General features: G+C 61.0%; 15 protein-coding genes. 8 read left to right on the forward strand and 7 right to left on the reverse strand.

The genetic code is table 11. The annotated features are described in order from the left end of the window. The first annotated feature begins 54 nt into the window (after positions 1 to 54). The gene (locus tag Har1129_RS02135) at positions 55 to 234 is read left to right on the forward strand and encodes a hypothetical protein (RefSeq protein WP_151099155.1); all 180 of its coding nucleotides are present in this window, start codon (positions 55 to 57) and stop codon (positions 232 to 234) included. Between the two features lie 37 nt (positions 235 to 271). Here Har1129_RS02135 and purM read toward each other — a convergent pair whose 3' ends face one another. The 3 genes from purM to Har1129_RS02150 are packed head-to-tail and all read right to left on the reverse strand — an operon-like array spanning position 272 to position 3,543. Next, positions 272 to 1,279 carry a phosphoribosylformylglycinamidine cyclo-ligase gene (purM, locus tag Har1129_RS02140; RefSeq protein ID WP_151099156.1) on the reverse strand — a complete coding sequence of 336 codons (1,008 nt, stop codon included), beginning with the start codon at positions 1,277 to 1,279 and terminating at the stop codon, positions 272 to 274. 60 nt (positions 1,280 to 1,339) lie between these two features. Beyond that, positions 1,340 to 2,014 (reverse strand): site-2 protease family protein, encoded by a 675-nt coding sequence (locus Har1129_RS02145; protein ID WP_151099157.1) that lies wholly within the window; start codon positions 2,012 to 2,014, stop codon positions 1,340 to 1,342. Beyond that, positions 2,014 to 3,543 carry a TraB/GumN family protein gene (locus Har1129_RS02150; RefSeq protein WP_151099158.1) on the reverse strand — a complete coding sequence of 510 codons (1,530 nt, stop codon included), beginning with the start codon at positions 3,541 to 3,543 and terminating at the stop codon, positions 2,014 to 2,016. The genes Har1129_RS02145 and Har1129_RS02150 overlap by 1 nt, the downstream gene beginning before the upstream one ends. Before the next feature lie 247 nt (positions 3,544 to 3,790). On the opposite strand from Har1129_RS02150, the gene Har1129_RS02155 reads away from it, so the two are divergent. The 4 genes from Har1129_RS02155 to Har1129_RS02170 all read left to right on the forward strand — a co-directional run bounded on the left by Har1129_RS02155 (position 3,791) and on the right by Har1129_RS02170 (position 5,442). After that, the gene (locus Har1129_RS02155) at positions 3,791 to 4,066 is read left to right on the forward strand and encodes a PadR family transcriptional regulator (protein WP_004515723.1); all 276 of its coding nucleotides are present in this window, start codon (positions 3,791 to 3,793) and stop codon (positions 4,064 to 4,066) included. Positions 4,067 to 4,123: 57 nt separating this feature from the next. After that, positions 4,124 to 4,567, forward strand: coding sequence for an acyl-CoA thioesterase (locus Har1129_RS02160; protein WP_151099159.1), 444 nt, complete (start codon positions 4,124 to 4,126; stop codon positions 4,565 to 4,567). Between the two features lie 111 nt (positions 4,568 to 4,678). Further along, entirely contained in the window at positions 4,679 to 5,134 is a 456-nt protein-coding gene (locus Har1129_RS02165) for a hypothetical protein (protein WP_151099160.1), read from the forward strand. Positions 5,135 to 5,262: 128 nt separating this feature from the next. Next, positions 5,263 to 5,442: an HEWD family protein gene (locus Har1129_RS02170; protein WP_151099161.1), complete on the forward strand. Its 180-nt coding sequence runs from the start codon at positions 5,263 to 5,265 to the stop codon at positions 5,440 to 5,442. A 136-nt stretch (positions 5,443 to 5,578) separates the two neighbouring features. Here the strand turns inward: Har1129_RS02170 and Har1129_RS02175 are convergent, their stop codons facing one another. Beyond that, positions 5,579 to 8,392: an oligosaccharyl transferase, archaeosortase A system-associated gene (locus tag Har1129_RS02175; protein WP_151099162.1), complete on the reverse strand. Its 2,814-nt coding sequence runs from the start codon at positions 8,390 to 8,392 to the stop codon at positions 5,579 to 5,581. Between the two features lie 96 nt (positions 8,393 to 8,488). On the opposite strand from Har1129_RS02175, the gene aglG reads away from it, so the two are divergent. Together aglG and Har1129_RS02185 are read left to right on the forward strand one after the other, a co-directional pair. Next, the gene (gene aglG / locus Har1129_RS02180) at positions 8,489 to 9,424 is read left to right on the forward strand and encodes a glucosyl-dolichyl phosphate glucuronosyltransferase (RefSeq protein ID WP_151099163.1); all 936 of its coding nucleotides are present in this window, start codon (positions 8,489 to 8,491) and stop codon (positions 9,422 to 9,424) included. A 3-nt stretch (positions 9,425 to 9,427) separates the two neighbouring features. Then, a complete protein-coding gene (locus tag Har1129_RS02185; RefSeq protein WP_151099164.1) occupies positions 9,428 to 10,621 on the forward strand; it encodes a glycosyltransferase family 4 protein in 1,194 nt (397 codons plus the stop codon). Here Har1129_RS02185 and Har1129_RS02190 read toward each other — a convergent pair. The 3 genes from Har1129_RS02190 to Har1129_RS02200 are packed head-to-tail and all read right to left on the reverse strand — an operon-like array spanning position 10,609 to position 14,824. After that, complete coding sequence (locus tag Har1129_RS02190; RefSeq protein ID WP_151099165.1) at positions 10,609 to 11,964, reverse strand: sulfatase; 1,356 nt, start codon at positions 11,962 to 11,964, stop codon at positions 10,609 to 10,611. The genes Har1129_RS02185 and Har1129_RS02190 overlap by 13 nt on opposite strands. A gap of 35 nt (positions 11,965 to 11,999) precedes the next feature. After that, positions 12,000 to 13,442 carry a lipopolysaccharide biosynthesis protein gene (locus Har1129_RS02195; RefSeq protein ID WP_151099166.1) on the reverse strand — a complete coding sequence of 481 codons (1,443 nt, stop codon included), beginning with the start codon at positions 13,440 to 13,442 and terminating at the stop codon, positions 12,000 to 12,002. Beyond that, positions 13,439 to 14,824 carry a sulfatase gene (locus Har1129_RS02200; protein ID WP_151099167.1) on the reverse strand — a complete coding sequence of 462 codons (1,386 nt, stop codon included), beginning with the start codon at positions 14,822 to 14,824 and terminating at the stop codon, positions 13,439 to 13,441. The genes Har1129_RS02195 and Har1129_RS02200 overlap by 4 nt, the downstream gene beginning before the upstream one ends. A gap of 96 nt (positions 14,825 to 14,920) precedes the next feature. Between Har1129_RS02200 and Har1129_RS02205 the strand changes: the two genes are divergently transcribed. After that, complete coding sequence (locus tag Har1129_RS02205; protein WP_151099168.1) at positions 14,921 to 15,793, forward strand: hypothetical protein; 873 nt, start codon at positions 14,921 to 14,923, stop codon at positions 15,791 to 15,793. Positions 15,794 to 15,825: the final 32 nt, after the last annotated feature.

The raw sequence follows: 15,825 nt of genomic DNA on the forward strand, positions 1-15,825 counted from the left end.
AACACCGTACTGCCCGTAGGAGGGGCTTAATACCGAAAACAGTGTCAGGGGTATATGTCTATTCTCACTAACGAGAGACATAGCGATATGCCTAATCCCAGCGACCCACTGTATGCCGAACTCGAAAAGGCCCTCGAGAACGCCGAAACCGAAGCCGCCAGATACCACATCCGGCAGGCCCTTCAGATACGGATTGCGGAGGAGACCGCCGGCAAAGACATCCTGTCCGCCTGACTCTGACTGACTGGTTTCTGTCGGCGACCTCAATCGCTTACTCGGTGAGTTCGAGGTCGCGAATCGCGACCGCCTCGTCCCCGGCAGCTACTTCGCCGACCACACGAGCGTCCTCGCTGTCAGCAACGATCCTGTCAGCATCAGCCTGTGGCACTGCTGCGACGAACCCAGTGCCCATGTTGAACGTCCGGTGCATCTCCTCGTCGGCTACGTCGCCTTCCTGCTGGACGAACTCGAAGACGGGCTGGGCCTCGAACGGGTCCGTAATCTCGTACCGGTAGCTCCCCATCCGCGTGAGGTTGGTCCAGCCGCCGCCGGTGACGTGGGCCGCCGCGTGCGTCTCACTGGCCCGGAGTGGCTCCAGTACCTCGCTGTAGATTCGCGTCGGCGTCAGCAGCTCCTCCGCGATGGTCCTGTCGGGATTCGGCGGGAACGGGTCGGTGTACTCGTGGTTCTGTGTAACCGCCTCGCGTGCGAGCGTGAGGCCGTTGGAGTGAATCCCGGACGAGGGCCAGCCGACAATCGCGTCGCCGGCCTCGGCCTCGCCGGGGAAGACAGCGTCTTTCGGTGCCAGTCCGGCGCAGGTGCCGGCGATGTCTAGCCCCTTGATAACGTCCGGCATCACGGCGGTTTCGCCGCCCACGAGCGCCACGCCGGCCCGCTCGGCCCCCGTCCGAAGTCCCGCGCCAATGTCCTCGCTCGTCTCCTCGTCCGGCGTCTCGACCGCGAGGTAGTCGACAAAGGCCACCGGTTCGACACCGGTCGCGATGAGGTCGTTGGCGTTCATCGCGATGCAGTCGATGCCGATGGTCGAATAGTCGTCGACGGCCTCGGCGACGAGGAGCTTGGTGCCGACGCCGTCCGTTGCAAGCGCGAGGTACTGGTCGCCGATGTCGACCAGACCCGCGTAATCGCCCTCGAATTCGCCGGCCGCGCCGATGAGCGCCTTTGTCGCCGCTTCGCTGGCGTCGATGTCTACACCGGTTTCCGCGTAGGTCAGTCCCTCCTCGCTATCGTCCCCAGACTCGGACTCACTGTCGGTCATACCCGAGAGCGTGCGTGGCGCGGGCAAAAGAGCGTCGTTCCGGCGGAGCGTTGCGGCCGCTCAGAGAACGAACAGCGCGCCGACCCCGAGCAGAATCGACGGAACCGCGACGGCAAGAAACACTGGCGTACTCCATTCTCGAACCGTTCGGCCGTCGAGCGGACCGAAGGGCAGCATGTTGAAGCCGGCCAACAGGAGATTGATCTGCAGGCCCATCCGGGCGACCTCCCAGAGGAAGCCGCCCGCACCCGACAGCAGCGCCGCGACGAACGGAACGAGAAACACAACGGCGAGTGCGAGGTTCGTCACCGGCCCCGCGACGGCGATGAGGCCGTGTTGCTTCGCCGTGAGACGGCCGCGGTGGACGACTGCGCCCGGCGCGGCAAACAGGAAGCCGACGAGGCCACCCAGAACTGCGAACCCGAGCATCCGGTAATCGGCCTTGAACGCGGCGATCTGGCCGAAGCGGACGGCGACGACCTTGTGGGCCAGCTCGTGCAACAGGAAGCCGACGCCGACAGTCAGCAGGCTGACGGCAAACGTGCTAGCGATTTCGGCTCCCGACAGCCCACCGAACTGGCCGAAGACGATGCGGCGGAACTGTCGTTCGAGGAAGAACGTAAACGCCAGCCCGAGCGCGAGCCAAGCGACAAGGAGATCTCTGAGTTCGCGCTGACTGAAGCTGAGACCGCCGACGGTCCGGCCTCCAGCGGTTCGCTGTCGTCGACCCGCCATCAGAGGACCCCCAGAAGTATCTGCGTCCCTTCGCGGACGCCCTGCCAGAGGAGTTTCGAGACGCCTTGCATCCCGCCAATATCCGACGAGATGTACGGGATCAACACCGGGAAGACGACGTAGGAGGCGATTGCGCTGCCGACGTTCGTGAGCGCGACAACGAGGATCAGCCGAAACAGTGGCACACCACGCATCCGGCTGATGAGGTCCAGTATCGGCGACTCCTGATCGTTGAGTATCTCGTTGAGCGTCGCGATATCGCTGATGTTGACGGAGATGTACCGCAGTTCGACGTAGCCGGCGAACCAGCCGGCCGCAAGCAGCGGAAACAGGCTCGTCAGCCAGCCAAACGCGCCGGCTGCGGCGGCACTCGACCAGTGTGCGCCGGCCACTTTTGCCAGCCCGCCGGCCAGCACGGCGTTGACCACGACCAGCGCGACGAACAGCTTCAACAGCACCGCCTGACTCGCGCCACCGAGGATGAGCAGGCCGAAGAAGACGAGGAAGACGACACCGAACCCGTAGCCGACGAGTTTGTACAGTGAAAACCGACGACCACCCTCGGTTCCGGTGAGCGACTCCATCGGCGGGAGCGTCTCTGGATTGTCGAGATAGCGCTCGATACCTTCACGATGGCCAGCCCCGACGACAGCGAGGACGTGATAGCCGGCCTCACGGAGAGCGATAAGTCGGTGTGCGATGAACGCATCGCGTTCGTCAATGAGTGCCTCCGCGCCGCCGGGGGAGAACTGACGGAACTCCTCCATCATTGCACTGACCACGTCGGTATCAGTCAGTTTCTCCATGTCGAACTCCTCAACGTCGGCCTCGCCGCGGAACCGGACCAGCAGTGCGGCGATGGGAATCCCGATACCGGCCGCGACAACACAGATGAGCAACAGCGTATCGAGCAGACCCTCGACCGCGCCACCGAAACCCCCGGGCAAGGCAGAAAGAGCCCCACTTGGGACGATGAACGGGCCACCGAAGGCCCCAGCAACGACCGCAAACAGGCCGCCGAAAACAGCACCGACGGTCAGCCCGACCGTCAACGGCGGCCCCATCTCGGCCGCGAGGCTGCCGACGAGTTTGAGTTTCTCGACGGCCGTCAGTCGCGCCCAGAACCGTTGGACGGTCGTCTGGATATCCCGGTCGACGAGCGCGACGCCGATGCCGAGGCGTTCGGCGGTGTCGATTCCCGCTTTCATGTCTGCACCCGGTTCGATGTCGAACCGGTCGCCCAGTCTAGTCTGGATGTACGACAGCATCCAGTACGCGAGGAACTGAAAGACGGTGTTCCCGCGAAGGAGGTCGCTTGCATCGAGGTCGTCAGGCGTTTCGCCCTTGATCTGGCGATACCGGCCCTCGTCGAGTTCGACGGCGACGACATCGGGCTCGGATTCTTCAATCGCCGATTCCACTTCCTTGACGCTGTGCTCGGAAACGTGGGCGGTTCCGACGACATCGACGCGTCCCGCCCCTGACGGTTCTGGGAACTCGTCTGCCGCCGACTCCGCGTGTTCGGTCATCACCCGCGTTACACATTCGTTTCCTTTACCCTTGTCGGGTCCGGGTGACTGCGCAGGAACAGCGACCGGGATCATGTTCGCAGCATTGTATGTTCCCGTCACGGGCCGAAGCTATTACCAACTCTCGTGTTAATACAGCCACAGATGTCGTGGTAACTACTGGACGGTGACGGGGCTTGTAAATACGTAATAGATTTGCCGATTCAAAAGACTGATATGTACAGGGTCAAACTATATCGGATATACGATGTATGACCTGACTGGATTCCAGCGGGACCTGCTGTACGTCATTGCAGGCCTTGACGAGCCCCACGGGTTAGCAATCAAGGAAGAACTCGAAAACTACTACGAGAGCGAGGTCAACCACGGCCGACTGTATCCGAATCTTGACACGCTCGTAGAAAAGGCACTCATCGAGAAGGGCGAACGCGACCGCCGAACGAACTTTTACACGCTGACCAAGCGCGGTCAGCGCGAACTCGACGCCCGGAAAGAGTGGGAAGCGCAGTACGTTTCGGCATAGCCACGTTTTCGAAGCCCGTCCGACAGACTCAACCGGAGTGCTGGCCAACCTCGCGCCATGCCAACGGTACTGGAAACCTATATCGAGAACCGCTGGATGGTCCAGCCCAATCACTCGAACCATCTGGGTTCGACCCATGGAGGGAACGTACTGAAGTGGATGGACGAACTCGGAGCGATGTCAGCGATGCGCTTTGCCGGCGAGACCTGCGTCACCGCACGGATGGATCAGGTGAATTTCAAGCGGCCGATCCCTGTCGGTGACACGGCTCTCATTGAGGCGTTCGTCTACGACACTGGCGAAACGAGCGTTAAAGTTCGGCTCCGAGTGGCCCGAGAGAACCTCAGAACCGGCGACACTGAGTCGACAGCAGAGTCGTACTCGGTGTACGTCGCGGTCGACGAGGACAGGAACCCGGTTCCCGTTCCCGACGTGACGACCGAGACTGACCGCGGTGAACGACTGCGACAGCGCGCTCTCGACGGGGAAGCGAACCGCTGATACCGTCCACCGAACTCACGTGAAGCGTATTGCCCCTCGAAGTGGTGACTCTCGTCACGAAAGTGCAGCTAACAGTATGAGCTTTATTCGGCTCCGCCACATACCACGACTATGACACTCGATGTCGAGACGCCGGAGCGACCACAACTGTCCACCGGCGTCGCTGCCGACGAGTACGACGACGCGGACGTACAGGGCGACGAATACCGGCGCGAGGAACTCGCCGAGGCCCTCGACGACGGTGCGTGGGCGGACGCCTTCGAGGAATGGGCCGCGGACACATCGCTCACGGCCGACCAGTGGGAGATCGTCACTGACCTAGAGCTCATCGCGGAGTTCGATTTCTTCTGGGACTCCTTTGCGGGCCGCGTCGGCTACCACGCCCCGGGCTTGCCCGAGGACTGGCGCGAGCGGGAAATCCACCCGGACATCGATTCTTGGGGCACTGTCTCAGGTATCAACGCCGGCCTGACTGAGTTCGGACAGGTCGTCTGTGAGGTGCTGGCCGACGAGTACATCGACTGGGACGCCGAGGAGGTCGGCGCGGACGACCTCCCGGACTTTTGAGCGTCGTAACGTTTGCACTACCCCAGCATTAGTGTGAGTTCAGCCCCCTCACTCGCCGGCTCCAAATCGTTCCGACTGGCCCGTCAGGGACCGGCAGCCTGATAATCACCCACGCGCTTGCACCAGATATGGCTGAAATCGTCACCCCACGCAAACGCGAGTGCGAGCGCTGTGGGCGGGTCGACGAGTGGGACCCAGAACAACACAGTTGGCGTATCGTCTCCGACGACGGCACCAAGCAGTCCGGTGACCCACACTGTCTCCATGAGTGGGACATCAACGGCACGTTCAATCCGCTCGCCGAGTGAGTTCGCGGTACCGCTGCTGTCGGTTTTTCGCGGACATGGACGTCACTACTAGAACACGGTTAATCGACGGAATCCTGTGAAAAGTCTCAGGTGGATCGAACAGCCGATCTGATGGTGACTGACCGCCGCTACTTCGCTATACTCCTGCTTCAGCCGTGTCTTCGGTCACCGGGGCGCGTGATTCACCGCTAGTTTCACTCCCCTGCTGGATTGATATCGGTTCCAGTTCGACGGTTGCGGCGGAGTCGTCCTCACCGATAACCTGTCCCTCGGTGACCTCAGTCGTACCAGCAAAGCCGGTCTGGCTCCCGTTGTTCGTTCCGACCGCAGTGAACTGGTACTGGGTCTCAGCACGGACACTCACGTTCGTGTAGCCCTCGTCGGTGCCCCACTCGCCGTACCCCGTGGTTGAGTAGGGAACGGTCATCTCGAAGTTCCCGTTCTGATCGGTCTGGGTCCGTTGGCGGTAGATGAACGTCTTGTTCGTGGCCGGGTTGCGCATCTCCACGGCGGTCCGGACTGTCGTGTTCGCCGGTCCAGTCCCTTCAATCGTCGCACCGGGAACGCGCTCGAATATCTTCGTCCAGGCGGAATGCTGGTATTGTGGGCTGTTCGGGAACGCCTCGGTCTCACTGGAACCGACCAGACGGTAGTGTTCCATCGCCGGAACCCGCTCGGTGGGAGCATCACCGTAGCCACCGAGTTGCGAGGTCGCGTCCTGCTCGACGTACTGGCGGGCCTGCTCTACGCTCTGGAACTGGCGGATGACCTGTCCCTGCTGTTGGCCCTCCGGCTCCTGTTCGTTCGTCGGCGCACCGCGGTACTGCGCGCCCTGTTGTGTCTGCTTGTTCTCCCAGTCGACGACAATCGGTTGCGGCGCCGCAGCGCTGCCGTGGAACCGGTACAGCCGGGTGACCATCGTCTCGTAGTAGGCCTGTTGCTGGAACGTCACCTGACGGACACCGCCTTGAGACTGGATGTACAGCCGACTGTAGAAATCACTGGTCTGCACCCCGTCGACGAAGGCTGACGGGGCGAAGAACTTGCCACCGAGATTTCCGTTGGTCTCGGCCATCTTCCAGTCGACAGCCACGTACCGCGTCTTCGCGTCATCCTCGTCTGTGTTGTCGAGGATCTCGTTCGCCTGCGTTTCGTTCTGTGCGATCAGGAACGGTGCAACCGTTTCGGTGCCCTGTTGGAACGGGTTGGCGTTCGGAACACGCTCGGCTCTAGTTGTAATCCAGTGTCCGTAGTCCCACCACGACAAAACACCGTACTGTCCATCATGGTAGTCGAAGTCCTCTTGTTCCTCATAGGTACCATAGTAATCAAGCGTCGCCTCGCCGCCAGAGCCGTAGGCCCCTTCGGCGGGTGTGTTCGATTCCATCCACTGCAGGCTCTCATCCCAACCCTGGATACCCGGCCCGGGACCGGTTGAGCCGGCCTCAACTGGCGTTGTACCGAAGGCGAACAGCGGGACAACAATGACAAGAAGTACCGTGAAGATAGTTAGAACCTGATAGTATTCGATCCCATCGTCGGCGCTGAAATCGAACCAGACGATAAATCGACCGACGACCATCCCTGACAGCACTGCAATCGGCGCGACGAGATAGTACGCGAACCGCCGCTGGGTGAACGTAGCCAACAGGATGAACAGTGCCCAAACGACGATGAGTAGCTCTTCTGCGGGTGCATCGTCAGAGAGGAACTGCTTTCCGAGCAGGATGAGGCCGCCGATTCCTGCGACGATGACAGCGAACCCGTGCTGGTCAAACAAGACGCCAGCGTTCCGCAGCGGCGAGGCTTCGCCGACGGTGTTGGCCGTTTCGCTGGTTGTGAGACCGATTACCCGCATCACGTTGTTTGTGAAGAAGCTCCACAGATCGGGGGTCAATACTGCCATTAGAATCGCTCCGAGAGCGAGTATCGCAAACACGACCGCCGGATACACGTACCGGCCGTATTCACGCTGCTCCATGAACCGGGCCAGCCATGCCATGAACACGCAGCCGAGGCCAACAGCCAACGCCAGCCCTGGCTGTAGCAGCGATTGCTCGGTGGCTGTGATATCTAGTACGTTAACTCTAGATGCACTCAACACAGCGGCAGTCATCATCGTGATTGCGCCCGCGATGGCCGTGTGTTCCGGGCTGCTGTCGTGAACGTACTCCAGACACAATCGGAGCAGGAAGAAGGCACCGAGTATGCCGAGGAGGAGTACACCAGGAGCCCAAGTCCAGAGATACAGCGCAATCGCCACACCAGCCAGCACGGACCAACTGATAGTGTCTCGCAATGCACTGATATCTCGCTCGACGAACTGCTCGTAGATGGGCTTGTCCCGCGCGGCGACGCTGACAGCCACCATGACACCGAGGACCCCAAGTACTTGGAAGAGCGCTTCAGCGACGTGGTGGTCGGAGAACCCGACGCGACTCCGCTGTAACAGTCCACCAGTCGAGAATGCGAGCACAGTCACCGCGGTCACGCCGCCGATGCGGCCGCCGAGTCGCTTGCCAACGAAGTACGTTGGAATCGCAACGACCGTCCCGAACACGGCCGGTGCGAACAGGACTGTCATCGCGACCGTCTGGTCGCTAGGGGAACCCAGACCGACAATCAGGGCAGCTGTCGCGATGATCTGATCGAACAGCGTCCCGAACTGCCCATTTGTGGTCCCGTACGGGAAATAGGTCCACGGGTCGAACGGCATCGTCGAGGGCCAGTTCTGGACCACGTACTGGGTTGAACGGTAGTGATACCAAGCGTCGTTCCCGCTGAAGAGGACTTCACCGTCAACAATGAAGTTCTGCCAACTCCGGACGCGATTCCACAGCATGAACCCGAGCAGTACCAGGAGGACCGGAACGTGGTACCAGCGCTCGGCCCACTCTAGGGCGGACTCGAGTTCGGGGTTGTCGTCAAGATAGCCCCGTGATTGACTCATTGCACGGAAAAACTGCCAAGGCGCGCATAAGCCTTTTGACCTCTATGCGAGCGCAGGATGGAAACGCCTAACAGCACCGGTGGCACACCACCGACCATGCGAGTCTCGGTCGTGCTCTGTACGCACACGATGGAGCGATACGATGACTGTCGAGCGGCGGCCGAGAGCGTCTTAGCCCAGACCTACGACGACGTGGAACTCGTATTGGTCTCGGATGGTAACCGGGACGTGTACGAACAGTACAACTCCGACTTCGGCGACCGGGAAGCGGTCCTGACGCACTGTAACGACGAGAACGTCGGGCTGCTGGAGAGTCGGAACAACGGGGCCGAAGTAGCGACCGGGGACGTCGTCGCGTTCATCGATGACGACGCTATCGCCGACGAGGGGTGGGTCGAGGCGTTAGTCGCTGCCTACGAACAACACGACGCGCTCGCGGCTGGCGGCCGCATGACCCCGGCGTGGGTCGCCGGCAAGCCCAGTTTTCTGCCAGCGGAGTTCTACTGGCTCATCGGTGTCACACACCGCGGGTTCGGACCGAACGGCGACCCCGACGAACCCGGCGTCGTCCGCAACACGTTCGGCTCGAACATCTCTTTCGACCGGAACGTGTTTCTCGAACTGGGTGGCTTTGACGACGATATCGGCGGTCGGCAGGGCGACAAGAACCTTCAGGGCGGCGAGACGGAACTCTGTGCACGCCTGCGAAGTGAGTACGATGAGGGCGTGTACTACACCCCGGACGCCCTCGTCGCCCACAAGATATTCCACTACCGGACCGACCCCGGCTGGCTCATCGACCGCGCGTTCTGGCAGGGGTACTCCAAGCGCGGGATGGAAGTGTTCGTTCCTGAATCGACAGGTGCAGAATCGGATTTCCTCGGCGACCTCCTGTTTCAGTTTGCCCCCAAAAGGATCGGGCGTGTCACCCGCTCGCCGTCGGTCGGCGGCGTGCTACAGCTCGTGTTCCTGTTTGTGCTGACCGCCTTCGTCGGGTTTGGGTACCTCTATGGGATGACGGTCTGGGGGTAATAGATGACGGAACCAAAACGTCGCGAAGAGGCTGACGTGGATGCACAGGGAACGGACCTTCCGAGCGTCTGTGTCGTGACCCATCCGCTTGCCGCCGCCGGTGAGAACGCCACGCGGAGTCTACTGGATATCCTATCGGCTGTGACATCGGTCGCGCTCGTGACGGCTGACCTGCCGGCTGACTCCGAGATTCGTGACCGGCACGAACTCGTCGAACTCACACAGAAAGGCGCGGGTGACTCCGTCGTCACCGCCGCGTTCCGGTTCCTGCTGAACCAACTTCGGATGTGCCGCGTCATCGCCGACCGCGACGAAGACGTAGTGCTGTTTTTCGGCGCAACATCGTACCTATTACCTATTATCGCCGCTCGGCTGCTCGGTAAAACAGTTCTTGTCGAACCCCGCGGCGACGTACCGCTGACACTCCGGCTGAACTGGGAACAGCAGTTGCCAGACTGGGTGGCTGCCGGACTGGCCGGCGCCGTCCGGAGACTTGAGCGAGCTGGCTTCGCCACAGCCCACGGCGTCATCACCTACACACCGGAGATGGCTCGCCAGCTGGACCTGTATCCGGAATCCCCTACTGTGTATCCAACGGGCGCGCGATACGTCCGGACGGACGAATTTTGCGTCCAGCGACCCTACACTGACCGTGGCCGCGTTGTCGGATTCCTCGGGCGACTCGACGAAGAGAAGGGCGTGCGAGAGCTGGCAGCAGTTGCCAAGCAGCTTCCCGACGACATCACCTTCCGGTTTGTCGGGGACGGTGACCTCCGAGAGTGGCTGGAACGGGAACTCGCCAAAGAGATCGAGGCTGGCCGGGTGGAACTGACCGGTTGGGTCGACCACCACAAGGTTCCTCGCGCCCTGAACGACCTTGACCTCCTGATCCTGCCCTCTCAGCCGACCGAAGGACTCCCGACGACTATTCTGGAGGCGCTGGCTTGCGGAACGCCGGTATACGCCAGCCCGGTCTCGGGTGTCCCGGACGTGGTCAGGGACGGAGAGACCGGCTTCACCATCGACTCGCGCGAGCCCACAGCACTGGCGGCGGGTATCAAGAGGATCCTCAACAGAGACGATCTGGCAGCAATCAGCGAGAACGGACGTACCCTGATCGAATGCGAGTACAGTTTCGACGCGGCCTGTGAGCGATACCGCAGTATCCTTCGTTCCGTCACTGGCTACTCGTCGTAACCCAACCGACGGAGCCGTTCCTTGACGTTCTCGTCCATATCCGGGCGCTCGACGTCGTCCGCCTCTGTCGCCCGGACGAGTTGCCGGTGGTCATCGAGTCGTTTGCGAAGCCGCCGCTCCTGAGATGGGTGGTCCTCGATGACGTTTACCTGTTCTTCAGGGTCCGCTGTCAGGTCGTACAGTTCGTCGTCTGTGTCGTCCTCGTGGGCAATAAGCTTCCACTCTGGCTCTCGGACGCGGATGTGCTCGTACCCGTCGCTGTCGCGGTAACCGCCCAGAATCTCGCTGCGATCCCACTCTCCGTCGAAGGCGAGTCGCCGGAGGCTCTGTCCAAACCAGTTGTCCGGAATATCGAGTCCAGCGGTGTCGACGAGCGTACAGGGCAGGTCAGTCAGCCCGACTAGCTCATCGTAGCTCCCTGTATCGTCCCAGCCGTTAATCAGGAGCGGGACGTGGTTCTTCACGTCAAGCAGGCGAGCACCGCCGAAGTAACCGTGCTCGAGGAAGTGATCGCCGTGGTCCGCCGTCAATGCCATCACGTAGTCGTCTCCCCACGTCGACTTGACGGCGTCCATGAGGCGACCGACCTCCGCGTCGTTGAACCGTATCTCCGCATCATAGAGATCAATGAACGTCTGGTGCTCTTCCGCTGTCACTGCCTCAGGCTCTTCGATGAACTTTCTACGAAGCTGGATCGAGTCGTTGTCGGACACCGGCTCGTCCCGGAACTCCAGCTGGTATTCCTCGGGCGGGAGGAAGGGATGGTGGACGTCCATGTAGTGTGCCCAGACGAACGTCGGCGTCTCATCGTCGCTATCCTCGATGAACTGAATCGCCCGGTCAGTAATTTCATCGGCCGGGACGTGATAGGACCCGACGTTGATGCCCTGTGAGGACTCGAGGAAGTCGTAGCCCCGCCTCAGGAGGGAGAGCAGCGTGCCGTCGAGGTTCGTCTTGGCCCACTTGCGGAGCTTCGAGGTAGTCGACTCGTCGGGCGCCGAGTCGTAGAACTCGTCCCAACCCCGGTCGTAGCCGAACTTCCCGGAGACGTAGAGGTTCGAGTGAAACCCACCGGTGCGGTAGCCGGCGTCGTCGAACACCTCGGATATAAGGGTCTGTTCCTCGGAAATTCGCTCGTGACCGCCATACATCATCGGCGTCACGCCCGAGAGGATGCCGGGAAATGAAAAACGGGTGCCGCCGACATGGGAGAAGGCGTTCAGGAACGTGCTGCTTTCTTCGGCGTACGCGTCGATATGTGGCGTGGTATCTCGTTCGTACCCGTGATACCCCACGTGGTCCGCTCGTAGCGAATCGATAGTAACGAGGAGGACGTTGTTCATGGTACTGCGTCCGCCAGTGGCATAATTAAGGATTGCTATAGTATCGTTTCCGGCATAAGCAACTGGGCCTTCGAGCGAACCCGGGCTGAGATGACTATGAGGACGACAGCGTAGACGACCCCGCCGAAGCCGGCGAGCAGCAGCGTACCCAGCCGCCCGGGGGGCATCAGCATGGCGACGGGAGAGACTGCGGCGGCCATCAGCGCGGCAGCGGCGATTTGAGTGCTGAGTGTCCGGTACGGGATCCGGATAGATCCGACGATGTTTCCAAGTACCCAGTAACCGATTAGCGCCCGAAGCAGCGACGATAACGCGGTGGCGATTGCCGCACCCGTCCAGCTGAGCTGCCAGATGAGAACTGCATTCAGGATCGCGTTAGAGACAATGAAAACCATGTTTACACGGAATGCTGCGTCGGGCCTGTCGACCCCGTTGATAACGTTTGTGAACTGGGAAGCGAACGCGTCGGCAAGATACGCCGCGATGAGGATGAGCAACACCGTCGCACCTTGTTCGAACTCCGGTCGGTAGAACCGGAGAACTCGGTCACCGATGACAGCCGCGCCGACAAGCCCCGGAATGACGAGGATACCGCTAAACGCCAGTGCCTCGTCGAGGTAGTGGACGATACGGTCGTAGCCGTCCTCCGTGCTCAGGTCGCTGACCTCGGGAAAAAGCGTCTGGCTGATCGAAGAACTCGCGATGGCAAGCATCGACGCGACACCCCACGCCGCCTCGTAGATGCCGATGAGAGATGCACTAACGAAAAAGGAGAGAAATATAGTGTCGAGCCAGCCGAATACCCGGCCTCGGAGCGCTCCCATCCACGCATACTTGGCGTAGTCGACGAGGCTCCGGAGCTGGTCGACAGTGGGCAGCGCCGGCTCCCGCTCGCTCAGCAGGAAAGCAGCCACGGCGGCGACGGCAAGTGACAAAGCGTGGCCCAGCGCGATGCCGGCCACGCCCATCGCTGCTAGGAGCGCCCCGATCTGTAGAGCGGTCCGTGTCACGCGTTCGCCGGCCTTGAGCCAACCCGTCGCAGCGACTCGTTTCTGACCTTGCAAGCTGCCCTGTGCCGTCCGATATGCTACCGTTGCGACCAGCATGATCACGATTTCCACGTCGTAATCGATGAGGACCCGCATCAGCTCGCGGTTGCGGGAAACAATCCCCCCGAGGAGTTCGCCGGCCGCCAAGACGAGGACGCCGAGCACGGCAGTCGCAACCGCGTTGAGCAGGATACCGCCGCCGATGAATCCAGCCGGACTGTCCCCCTCGCTAATCCGCTTTTTCATCGCGTTCGAAACAGCGTTGCCCGGGATCACTAGCCAAAAGAAGCCCAGTGAGACGATGACAGAATACCGTCCAAGCCCGTCTGCACCCAGAACAACAGCTATGAGCCATGTTGCCGCGAAACCGGCCAGCGTGACAACGACCTGTGAGACAAAGTGCGAGAAGGCGGTTTTCCCAAGCTTCATTCCATGTAGCCCAAGTCGCGGAGCTGGCGTTGGACCGCTCCGGAAAACTCCTCCTGCTGTCCCCCCGAAACCGGCTGGCCGTTCGCCTCAACCCAGTCGGCGAGGTCGGACTGTAGCGACTCGGCCACTTCGGGGTACGTCTCGCGCACGTCGGTCTCCTCATCGGATAAATCAAACAATTCCGAACCCTCTGCACTCTCCTGATAGCGCCACCCTTCTGTCCGGAGCGCACTCAGCGTCCCGGTGTGGAGCGCCGAGTAGTCGAAGTCGGGGTTGTGGGTGAGCAGTTCCTCGTAGGTGTTCGGGCCCCGCTGAGAGACGGCGAACTCACGGCCCTCTTCACGAAGGTCGACTCCAATTGTATCCGATCCGTCCACGCCGGCGACTTCGAGCAATGTTCGCATCACGTCGCTGTGCTGGATGATGTCCCCGTTGTTGACGGTCAGCGGCTCGTCAAGTCCGCTGATGACAAGCGGGACGCGGGTGACGGCGTCGTTCAGGACGTAGCTGTGCGAGAGCAATCCCCACTCGCCGAACAGTTCGCCGTGGTCGCCAGTCACCACGACGATAGTGTCGCCAAGATCGAGCGAACGTAAATGCGAGACGAGCCGGCCTACCATTTCGTCTGTGTAGGCAATCTCCGCGTCGTACATCGCTCGCAGAGCAGCCCACTCTTGGTCGGTCAACTCGCAGCCGTTTGCGATAATTTCATCGAGGTCGTAGTGAATATCGAGCGCCAGTTCGGCGGCCTCCCGCCCGGACATCTCGAGGTCATCAGTGAAGGTATCGAGGTACTTCCCCGGTGGATAATAGGGTCGGTGGGGTTCGTTGTAATGGAGATAGAAAAAGAACGGCTTGGATTCGGATTCGAAGCCACCCAGCCATCGCTTCGCGACGCCGTTCATCAACAGTGGTGACGCGTGTTTTGACGTGTCCGTTGTCAGCCCGGCTGAGTGGTTCCGGATGTTCCAGAGGTACGAGGCGAGGGTCTTTGCACCGGCCCGATGAATCGTTGAAGATGCGAGCCACTGAAACCTATCGAAGCCACGATCAAGATTGGTTGCTGAGCTGAGGTAGGAATTGCGCGACAGGCAAGCCGTCCGGTAGCCGGCATCGCGGAATCGCTCCGCGATCGTCGTAATACTGTCTGGAACCGCGTTCCCCTCAATCCCGATGTTCGTGTGGGTTGGAGCGTAACCCGTCAAGATTGCACCGCTAGAAGGAAGCGTAGATTTACCGTGGGCGATGCACGTATCGAATCCGTGGCCTGAGGCGGCTAGGTCGGCCATCTCCGGGGTCGTGTCGCGCTCGTACCCTCCGATTGTCGTGTGATCCGACCGGAGGCTGTCAAGAGTGATCCAGACGATATTCGGCGTCGACATACGGTGTAGTTTTTCATGACTAGCCCTCGAGTAATTTATATTCCGGTTCCAGATGGAGACGGATGATTTATCACGAACGGTGGGATACCCGGACGCATGCCCGAAAGCCCAACGGCTGACACCAGCGCCAGCGAGCAGCTCTCCTATCGGCTCAGGAAGTGGCTGCTCCAGCGGGCTACCTCGATGGCCGACGCTGACCAGCATCAGCGAATCGCGGAGGGTGACTGGGATGTCCTGCTCGTCCTTGACGCCTGTCGGCTCGACACCTGTCGGGACGCTGTCGACTGGCCTGTCCAAGAAGTGACCACGCCAGCCAGCTGTACCCCGGACTGGCTCGCGGCTGCTGCAGATCGCGACCTGTTCGCCGGGAAGACAGTCCTGACCGCAAATCCGCAGTATAAAAAGTTTGAGTTTGGGGCCGACTCACTGGAACACTTTTGGCAGAGCCACTGGGATGAACGACGCCAGACCGTGCTGCCCGAACCAGTCCTCGATAGAGTTACAGAGCACGTCAGTGGGGACTCGCCACCAGTCATCGCACACCTTCAGCAACCTCACTGGCCCTACGTCGCACGGATTGACGATGAATGGGAGCTCGCATACCCCGACCTCGGGCCGTGGATGGACGGCGACGAGGAGATAGCTGGAATGCAGGTGGCGATGGCCCGCGGGAAGATCGATGTTGAACTGGCCCAGAGTGCCTATCGCGCCTCGGTTCGGAGCATCTGGCGGACGCTACTTCCGGCTATCGAATCGTGGGTTACCGACGGTCACACCGTCGTCATCACCGCTGACCATGGGGAGGTTTTCGGCCGACTCGCCGACGCAACGATGTACGAACACCCTTGTAAGGTTGGGATCCGACCGCTGACGGCCGTCCCATGGGTCGAGTTCGATCCTTCTCAGCCTGAGGCGGTTGATGACGGGACTGTCCAAGACCGCTTGGAAGCGCTGGGCTATGCCGAGTAGCCGAAGTAGACAAGTATTAAACGGACGCGTAG

The organism is Haloarcula sp. CBA1129 (genome assembly GCF_008729015.1).
Lineage (GTDB): Archaea > Halobacteriota > Halobacteria > Halobacteriales > Haloarculaceae > Haloarcula.